Origin of the sequence: Blastomonas sp. (genome assembly GCF_046294995.1) — a bacterium.
Lineage (GTDB): Bacteria > Pseudomonadota > Alphaproteobacteria > Sphingomonadales > Sphingomonadaceae > Blastomonas.
Genome location: NZ_JBKBOG010000009.1, coordinates 1 through 8,990 on the forward strand (window position 1 = coordinate 1; position 8,990 = coordinate 8,990).

Here is an 8,990-nt window from a genome sequence, read left to right on the forward strand (position 1 = left end):
GCGGCGTTGGCAAGATCGCGCTCTGCGGCCACCAGCAAGGACTGGCGGCGCAGCAGGTTCTGCTCGTTTTCGGTGAGCAGGATGGCGGCACGCGCGCCAAGCTGGACCTGACGGCGGATACCCTGCTGCCGGTCTTCGGCCAGTTTCACCAGATCGCGATACACCCGCACCTGCTGGCCTGCCGCGACCCATTGGCCATAGGCCTGGATCGCACGTTGCTGCACGCCGATCGCGATCAGCAGCGCATCGAGCCCGGCAATGTCGCGCTCGATCAGGGCGTTGCGCTGGCCGAACCGGCGTTCGTCGATATTGCGATCGCGCAGCAGCGCAAACACGCCGCGGACCTTGAGCTCGCCCAGCCGGTCGGTGAAGCTGTAATCCTCATAGACCGGGAAATCCCCCCGCGAGACGCGATAGCTTGCTTCCAGCTGGCCACCATTGTTGGTCAGCGGCTGGATCGCCTTGCCCTGCAGATAGGTGCCGTCATAAAAACCCGTGACTCTCGAAAAACCTTCGCCGGTGAACAGCAGGTCGAACGCGCCCTCGCTGGCCAGCACCCGGCCATCGGCCGCGCGGGTCATCGCCAGCGCCTCGAGAATGGCAGGCGCAAACCGCCGGGAGGAGGCCAGCACGTCATACAGCTGGAGCCCCTGCGTCTGTCGCGCAGCACTTTGGGCAGCATCGTCCGCCGGCAGCTGAGCGGCCGCGGGCAAGCCGGTGCAGCCGAACGCCAGCGCCACGAGGAGCGGGAGGGCAGCAGGACGGCGCATCATCGGCTGGGCCTGGCGTTCGTGCCGCCGCTCCTGTTCTCCTCGATCAGGGCAGGATTCTGCAGCGGGAAATCGTTGAGCTGGCGCCACAGTTCGAAGCCGACCGAGACCTCTTCCATCGCGACCCAGCCGCGCACATTGGCACCCAGGCGCACATAAGGTTCGCCCGGCCAGCGCGATTTCCCCTTCGCTTCCTGCACCAGCACGCGGAACAGTCCGTTGGTGGACGCGGCAAGATCGACCTGCTGCACTTCCCCATCGAACAGACCGCGCGCCACCGAGGGCCAGCCGGAGAACTGGATCGCGGGCCAGCCTTCAAACTCGAGCCGGACCGCCTGGCCGCGCTTGACCAAAGGCACGTCGCGCCCATCGACATAGAGTTCGACCACGCGCTGGGCCTGGGTGGGGGCGAAGCTGGCGAGGACATCGCCCTGCGAGACCATCGTCGCCTTGTCGCCGCCGCTGATCCGCTGGATCACGCCATTGCGCGGCGCGCGTACCGTCTGCAGCGATTGGCGCGCCAGGTTGATGTCGATCTGGGTGATGGCAGCGCGCGCCTCGGCGACCCTGGCCTCCATCTCGGCCACCTTGATCCGCGCCAACTCGGCCTCGCGCTGCGATGCCAGGCCTTCGCTGAACAAGGTGCCGGTGCGTCCGACATCCAGCCGCGCGGTGCTGAGTGCGCTTTCCGCCGCAGCCGCCTTGGCCTCGGCCAGGCTGCGTTCGGCACGCAGCCGCTCGAGCAACATCGGATCGTTGTCGGCGATCAGCGCAATCGGATCGCCCTCGTTCACCGCCTGACCGTCCTGCACGTACCATCTTTCAATCCGGCCAGACACCAGAGCGGTCACATTCTGCAGCCGGTCCTGCGGGTTAAGCGCGATCACCTGGCCTGCGCCATAAGCGGTCTGCACCCACGGCACATTGACCATGAACACGACAGAAGCGATCAATCCGATCACCACCATCAAAGCGAAGGCGCGCAGCGGACGGGGCGTCCGCATGCTTGCCAGCGTATGGAACCGGCCAAGCGCCCGATCACGCGGTGCCATGACGCCCCTCCATTCCCGCATGGCTGGCTAGGGCGACGAACTCGTCCGGGTCCTCGATGATTTGCTGCACCTCCTTGCCGAGCCAGAGATAGCGGCAGCCGGGCTGGGGCTCGGCGCGGTTGGTGAACTGGATCACGGTGGATCCGACGGCGCGCATCGCATTGCGCGCATCGTTGAGGGTCGCTGCATCGACCATGTCGAACAGTCCGGTGAGGATCAGGATACGCGGACATTTCAGCATCGCGCCGGCCAGCTTCAGGCGCAGCGATTCGGCATAGGATAGCGGCCAGCCGCTGGTCGAAAGCTGGGTGTCGAGCCCATCGGGCAGTTCGGTCACGCGGTCGTCCAGGCGCACCAGCGCCAGCGCGCGCAGCACGTCTGCCGAGGTGACCTCTGGCCCGGCCAGCCGCAGATAATCGCGGATGCTCGCCTGGACGATCGTGGGGCGATCGAGCACGATGATTTCGCTGCGCAAGCGGAACATGTCGACCATGGCGATATCCTGCCCGCCCAACGTCAACACGCCGGTCGATGGCGTGATATACCGCTTCATCGCATGGGTGAAAAGCCGCTGGACGTCGTGATTCTGCGCCTGCGCGATGATCTGGCTGCCGGCCGAAATGGCCAGGTTGAGCGTGACCCCGCTGGCGGTTGCGGGATGGGTCAGGCTGCGCAGCACCAGATCGCCACCGCCGATCGCATCCTCGCCCTCGCGACCCTCTTCCTCCTGCTCGATATGATAGAGCAGCCCGATCTCTTCGGCTGCAGCGACCAGATCATAGGTAATGTCGAGATAGGCACCCATCTGGCCGAGCCCGAAAAACGCCGCCGACAAGATCAGCTCTGCCGCCACCAGCTGTCCGATCGAAAGCTCTCCCTGGATCACCAGCCAGCCGCCCAGCGCCAGCAGCCCCGCGCTGGCGAAGGCATACAGCAGCAGAAACGCCACCGTCTGCGACATCGTGTAGCGGAAGTGCCTGGCCTTGGCCGCGATATAGGCAGCGGTGACCGTTTCGGAGCCATCGAGCGCATAATCGACATGGCGGCCCGATTTGTAAAAGCCGTTCGAAGCGCCGACATTCTCGAGCCAGCTGGCTGCGGCGTATTTCGCATGGCTAAGCGCGATGCCCGAGCGGATCGCGCCGCGGGTCCAGATCAACAGGATCATGAAGGCGATGCCGATGACGATCAGGTTGAACGCCAGGAAGAACGGGTGGTAGAATGCGGTGACGGTAAAGCCCACCGCCGACTGCAGGATGATGGTGAAGCCCCCGATCAGCAGGCTGGGCACCGCCTTTTGCACCGTCACCACGTCGAAATAGCGGTTGAACAGATCCTGCCGCTTGGTATCCTCGAAGAACGGATTGCGCGCATGGATCGACCGCAGGGTGATCTCCGCCACCTGGCGCGCATAAAAACGCCGGGCGAACAGTTCCATCGCATAGATCCGCAGCGCCGAAAGCAGCACCGCGATCAGCAGCAGCCCGAGCAGGGTCCCCGCCAAGGTCACCAGCGGCGTCACCAGCGCCGTGTTGGCGACCGAGTTGATCAGCATCTGCACCGAGATTGGCGTCGCCAGCGACAGCACCGATACCGCGACGCCATAGATCAGCGCCAGCCAGATGAAGCTGCGCTCTCCTTTGAGGAGCCCCAACATCCAGCGCACGGCCTCGCGCGCGCCCATAACGTGTCCAGATGCTGTCGCCATATGTCTGCCTGTAAGCCTGCCCAAAAATCCAAGGTCGCCGATAAGGAATTAGAGACCGGCACCGATAAGCCAATTCGAAAGGCGCAGCCATCAGCGATAGTCTCTATCTATCGGGTGGCGGCACCAAACAAATCCCGCCCTCCAGCTATGCCGGAAGACGGGAGTGGTTTGAACGGTAATTTGGGTCAGCGCGTCAGGATGGGTGCGAGATAATGGCATAGGGAAATGGGATATGCCTGCGGGGCGGCAGCGCGTTTCACAGTTTGTTGAAAATGCGGTAGGATAGACCGATGACTGCGCTGGTCTGTGACCACGCCTTGAGCCGGGAGTATCCATCATGACCCTCAGCGGATTTCCACTGATAGCGGCCGATCCGGCCATCTGCGGCGGGCGACCGATCATCGTCGGGACGCGGATGCGGATCAGCGATATCCTCGAAATGCTCGCGGGCGGCGCAACAACTGCCGAGATCTCGGCGGATTTTCCCTATGTGACCGAGGACGATGTGCGCGCCGCGCTCGCGTTTGCTGCTACGCAATCGGATCATCCCATCGTGCTCGCCGCTGAATGAGGTTCCTCGTGGATGCCCAACTGCCGCCCGCGCTGTGCCAGTGGTTATAATGACTTAAGCACGAACGGTGGTGATAAGTAGGTCATTCAAAAGTCACAAAGACAATAAATTATTTTCTAGGCGCTAAGTGTCAAGTAGCTACAAGGTTACGTAAGTTGCGCCACACCTCATTATGCCGAAGCGCGATGCTGCGAAACCCGGGTTCAATTTGAGCGGCCTCATGAAGCCGTGAAATTAGCGCTGGATACAGCTTTAGGCGCTCTTGATCGCATTTCGCACCATCCAGCTCCCGTTCGCTAGCTCTGATCGCTTTCCAACGTGAATAAGGCAAGTCTAGACGATTTCCTTTGACCATTGCGCCAGTAACCAGCTTCGGACGCGCAGAATCAAAGAACTTCGCTTTATGTGACTGCAAGCCGAACTTTGCTATCACAAGTCTAATCTGATGCAAGATGCAACGATTTGCACCATAGCCAGAAATCGTCAAGTCGTCCACATAGCAAGTCATAATCAAGCTATTCGATAAACAAACTTGCTCTATTTCATCGAACATGCTCTTGAAGGCGTAATAAGAAATGATCGGACTGGCTGCGCCGCCAGTAGGCAATCGCCCATTGCGACAAAGCAAATTTGCCAGCAACCCAGCGACATCGCCCGCACACATCATCGTGTCTCGAAAAAAATGCATCACCATATGCTGGGGCACCGATGGAAAAAACTTTTTCACATCTATTTTTATCATCGACCCGCTGCCAATATGGGCGGTAGCATTCGAAATATAGGATCGGCCTTTGATTGCCGAATGTAAATAGTCGGGCGCCTGTATCCTTGAAATGTACTTATGGATTTTGCGGTGAAGTGTCTGCAAAACTGGCGGCGGCTCTTCAACCAACCGCCCAGTTTCTTTGAGGTTGAAGACCCTATAGCTGCTTTTATTAGCGAGACGTTCTAGGGCTGGAACATCAAATCCAAGCTTTTTAGCCAGTAAATGGATCGATTGCACACCAAAAAGATGAGACTTCTCAAGAGGAATAAATACGTTCCCGTTTTTCGTCTTCTTGTTCACTGTCAGAAATCCACTCTAATATCTTAAAGACCTTGTCAACAATAGCCGACTTAATGTTGCCGGATCCAGTTTCTAGTTCCTCAGCAAGAAACATTAAAGAAGACACTGGTATACCGATTAACAACGCATATTTCTCCAAGAGATCTAAGCTCGGGACTTTTTTTCCCTTTTCAAGCTCACTCAAATATGATGGTGAAATTTGAAGCCTTTCAGCCATTTGCGCTTGGTTCAGCCGGTGATACTGACGCACAAGCTTCAGTGCACGGTCGAACATGATATTTCTCCTTCCAAAAATGAAAAAGAAATTAGGGGGTTACAAGAACCATTCCCCGAGCTTCGCCATAAGCCGCCAGACTCGCAATCCAAAGATCACAACTCCAAAGACCCACTTAAGCGTAGCGGGGCGCAGAAGGCCTGCCTCGCGGCGATCCTTCTTGGTATTTGCCTGTTCTGCCTCAGCATTAGAGGTATGGGTATTGCTACTCATTTACTTACTCCATCTTGATCACCTTAGCAAAATTGCTTCGGTGCCACGCGCCAAGACGGACAACCAGAGACAGAACATCCCCCCAACCCTTCGCGTCCGGGCCACGCCGGACGCGCTTATCGGCGTTGCGGTGGCTCCCTGGGAGGGTGCTCCTACTGCTGCCGATCAGATTTGGGATCCCAAGAGATCCCGCAGGCAAGCTTACGCTGGCCCCGAGGTTAGTGGCATGTTGCTTTCACTCCAATGCTGAGATGCATCTACGCTCGCCATCATCAAAAGTCAATGAAAATTCGCTACAAGCGAATTTTGTTCGAAAGAACAGGCATGCGAAGGGAGTAGTGTGGCCGAAAAAATGCAGGAAAGATCAGACTTCGCCTTAGATCAGCGGCAATGGCCGCTCATCACGCGCAGCCGTCAAAGCGTCTAGGATCGCCGACTTGCTTCTGGTGCGATTGCTACCGCTGTTGATCAATGCGCCATCGTCCGCCAGGTCGACGTTACCACGCTGCTTTGCCAGCTTTGCTGCAAAGGCGGCATAGCGGACGCGCCGTCCCGGCCAAGCTGCGTTATCAGAGGATGTCGGCACCGTAATCTCCCATACTCTCTTCGCGTATACGGCGCTCAAGATAGACCAGATCGGCTTCCGGGTGAAGTTTGAACAACTCGCGCGCTTGGTTCAGGCGGTCGGCGGCGGTGCCGGAGGCGTATTGGCCGATGCGGTCGGCGATCAGGTCTTCGACCGAGATGATCACGAAAGCCGTTCCCGGTTCAAAATCCTCGACCAGTACCAAATATTCCCGCCGGATCGCGCCATCCATCGGCACTTCGGCGACGATCTCGAAGCCCATGCCGAGTTCGGGGTGGACCCAGCCAAGTGCCGTGTGCCCGAGTGCCTTTGGCCGGATGAAGCCGTGCTTGATGAATTCGGCTTCGAGCACGTCGGAAGCGACGCAGCACAAATCGAAGTCGAGCGTCGAAATCGCGCTGCCGGTGTAGAATTCTGCTGCCGCACCCCCCACCAGCACCGGACGGGCATAGCCCTGCGCCGCCATCGCTTCGCTCACCCGCGCGAACATGCGCAGTGCGGCTTCGAACTGAGGGCGGTAGCCGCTCACCGCACCAGCATCGGCGCAAGATAATGGCCGGTGTAGCTGCGCTCGACCTTCGCGACTTTCTCAGGCGTGCCTTCGGCGACGATCTCGCCGCCCTTGACGCCGCCTTCGGGGCCCAGGTCGATGATCCAGTCGGCGGTCTTGATGACGTCGAGGTTGTGCTCGATCACCACCACCGAGTTGCCCTGATCGACCAGCCGGTGCAGCACCTCGAGCAGCTTGCGGACGTCCTCGAAGTGCAGGCCAGTCGTTGGTTCGTCGAGGATGTAGAGCGTCTGCCCGGTCGAACGGCGGCTGAGTTCCTTGGCGAGCTTGACGCGCTGCGCCTCGCCGCCGCTGAGCGTCGTCGCCTGCTGGCCGACCTTGACATAGCCGAGCCCGACCTCCCACAGCATCGCCATCTTGTCGCGGATCGGCGGCACCGCCTTGAAGAACTCGACCGCGTCCTCGACCGTCATGTCGAGCACGTCGGCGATCGAATGGCCCTTGAACTTCACCTCGAGCGTCTCGCGGTTATAGCGCTTGCCGCCGCAATCCTCGCAGGTGACGTAGACGTCGGGCAGGAAGTGCATCTCGATCTTGATCAGGCCGTCGCCCTGGCATTTCTCGCAGCGCCCGCCCTTGACGTTGAAGCTGAACCGCCCGGGCTTGTAGCCGCGCGCGAGGCTTTCGGGCAGTGCGGCGAACCAGTCGCGGATGTTGGTGAACGCGCCGGTATAGGTCGCAGGGTTGGAGCGCGGGGTGCGGCCGATCGGCGACTGGTCGATGTCGATCACCTTGTCGCAATGCTCGAGCCCGGTGATTTTGTCGTGCGCGCCCGCGATGATCCGCGCGCCGTTGAGCGCACGCGCGGCGCCGGCGTAGAGCGTGTCGATGGTGAAGCTCGACTTGCCCGATCCCGACACCCCGGTGATGCAGGTGAAGGTGCCCAGCGGGATCGACGCGGTCACGCCGGTCAGGTTGTTGGCGCGCGCGTTGTGCACGGTCAGCTTCTTGCCGTTGCCTTTCCGGCGCTTCTCCGGAACCTCGATCTTGCGCGTGCCGTTGAGATATTGCGCGGTGAGCGAGCGTTCGGATTTGAGGATCTGGTCTAGCGTGCCCTCGGCGACGATCTCGCCGCCATGGACGCCCGCGCCGGGGCCGAGATCGACGATATAATCGGCGGTGCGGATCGCGTCCTCGTCATGCTCGACGACGATGACGGTGTTGCCCAGGTCGCGCAGGCGTTTCAGGGTCACCAGCAGCCGGTCGTTGTCCTTCTGGTGCAGCCCGATGCTGGGTTCGTCGAGCACATAGAGCACGCCCGACAGCCCGCTGCCGATCTGGCTGGCGAGCCGGATGCGCTGGCTCTCGCCGCCCGAGAGCGTTCCCGAGGTGCGGTCGAGGTTGAGATAATCGAGCCCGACATTGTTGAGGAAGCCCAGCCGCTCGATGATCTCCTTGAGGATCGCCTTGGCGATCTGCTGCTGCTGGGGGCCGAGCTTGTCGTTCAACGTCTCGAAGAACGCCAGCGCATCGGCGACCGAGCGGCGGGTCGAGATCGAGATGTCCTCGCCGGCGATCTTGACCGAGCGTGCTTCGGGCTTGAGACGGGCGCCGTCGCAGACTTCGCAGGGCTGCGCGGTCTGGTATTTGCTCAGTTCCTCGCGCATCCACGTGCTTTCGGTCTGCAGCAGGCGGCGGTTGAGGTTCCCGATCACGCCCTCGAACGCCTTTTTGACCTCGTACGACTTGCGGCCATCCTGGAAGCGCAGGGTGACCGGCTTGCCGCCGGTGCCGTGCAGGATGATCAGCTTCACCTCGCCGGGCAGGTCCTGCCACGGAGTCTCGAGCGCGAACCCGAATTCGCGCGCCAGCGATCCTAGCACCTGCATGTAATAAGGCGAGGGCGGATTGGACTTGGCCCAGGGCACGATCGCGCCCTTTTTGAGGCTGAGCTCCTCGTTGGGGACGACGAGCTGCGGATCGAAATACATCTTCTCGCCCAGGCCATCGCACGCGGGGCATGCGCCCTGCGGGGCATTGAAAGAGAACAGCCGCGGCTCGATCGCCTCGATGGTGAAGCCCGAGACCGGGCAGGCGAAGCGTTCGGAGAAGATGATGCGGTTGTCGGGGATGCCGACGTTTTTCATGCCTTTTTTAGCCCTCTCCCCTTCAGGGGGGAGGGTTGGGAGGGGGGAAGGCGCATCGGGTGCGCGGGGGGGGCGCCCCGGGGCCCGGCGCG

Annotated in this window: 8 protein-coding genes; 1 reads left to right on the forward strand and 7 read right to left on the reverse strand. The window is 60.7% G+C overall.

From position 1 onward, the window contains the following. The 3 genes from ACK4R0_RS11010 to ACK4R0_RS11020 all read right to left on the reverse strand — a co-directional run. On the reverse strand, window positions 1–773 hold a 773-nt coding region (locus ACK4R0_RS11010; RefSeq protein WP_409673981.1), incomplete at its 3' end, for a TolC family protein. Then, a complete protein-coding gene (locus ACK4R0_RS11015; RefSeq protein WP_409673982.1) occupies window positions 770–1,822 on the reverse strand; it encodes an HlyD family secretion protein in 1,053 nt (350 codons plus the stop codon). The genes ACK4R0_RS11015 and ACK4R0_RS11010, both read right to left, overlap by 4 nt. Then, entirely contained in the window at window positions 1,809–3,530 is a 1,722-nt protein-coding gene (locus ACK4R0_RS11020) for an ABC transporter ATP-binding protein (protein WP_409673983.1), read from the reverse strand. The genes ACK4R0_RS11015 and ACK4R0_RS11020 overlap by 14 nt, the downstream gene beginning before the upstream one ends. Before the next feature lie 337 nt (window positions 3,531–3,867). On the opposite strand from ACK4R0_RS11020, the gene ACK4R0_RS11025 reads away from it, so the two are divergent. Beyond that, entirely contained in the window at window positions 3,868–4,101 is a 234-nt protein-coding gene (locus tag ACK4R0_RS11025; RefSeq protein WP_409673984.1) for a DUF433 domain-containing protein, read from the forward strand. Window positions 4,102–4,231: 130 nt separating this feature from the next. Here ACK4R0_RS11025 and ACK4R0_RS11030 read toward each other — a convergent pair whose 3' ends face one another. From ACK4R0_RS11030 to uvrA, 4 genes are all read right to left on the reverse strand, one after another. After that, window positions 4,232–5,167, reverse strand: coding sequence for a reverse transcriptase family protein (locus tag ACK4R0_RS11030; protein ID WP_409673985.1), 936 nt, complete (start codon window positions 5,165–5,167; stop codon window positions 4,232–4,234). Continuing rightward, complete coding sequence (locus ACK4R0_RS11035) at window positions 5,124–5,441, reverse strand: helix-turn-helix domain-containing protein (RefSeq protein ID WP_409673986.1); 318 nt, start codon at window positions 5,439–5,441, stop codon at window positions 5,124–5,126. The genes ACK4R0_RS11030 and ACK4R0_RS11035 overlap by 44 nt, the downstream gene beginning before the upstream one ends. Window positions 5,442–6,223: 782 nt before the next feature. Next, the gene (locus tag ACK4R0_RS11040) at window positions 6,224–6,769 is read right to left on the reverse strand and encodes a hypothetical protein (RefSeq protein WP_409673987.1); all 546 of its coding nucleotides are present in this window, start codon (window positions 6,767–6,769) and stop codon (window positions 6,224–6,226) included. Then, window positions 6,766–8,990: excinuclease ABC subunit UvrA (gene uvrA / locus ACK4R0_RS11045; protein ID WP_409673988.1), on the reverse strand; the 2,225-nt coding region annotated here is incomplete at its 5' end. The genes uvrA and ACK4R0_RS11040, both read right to left, overlap by 4 nt.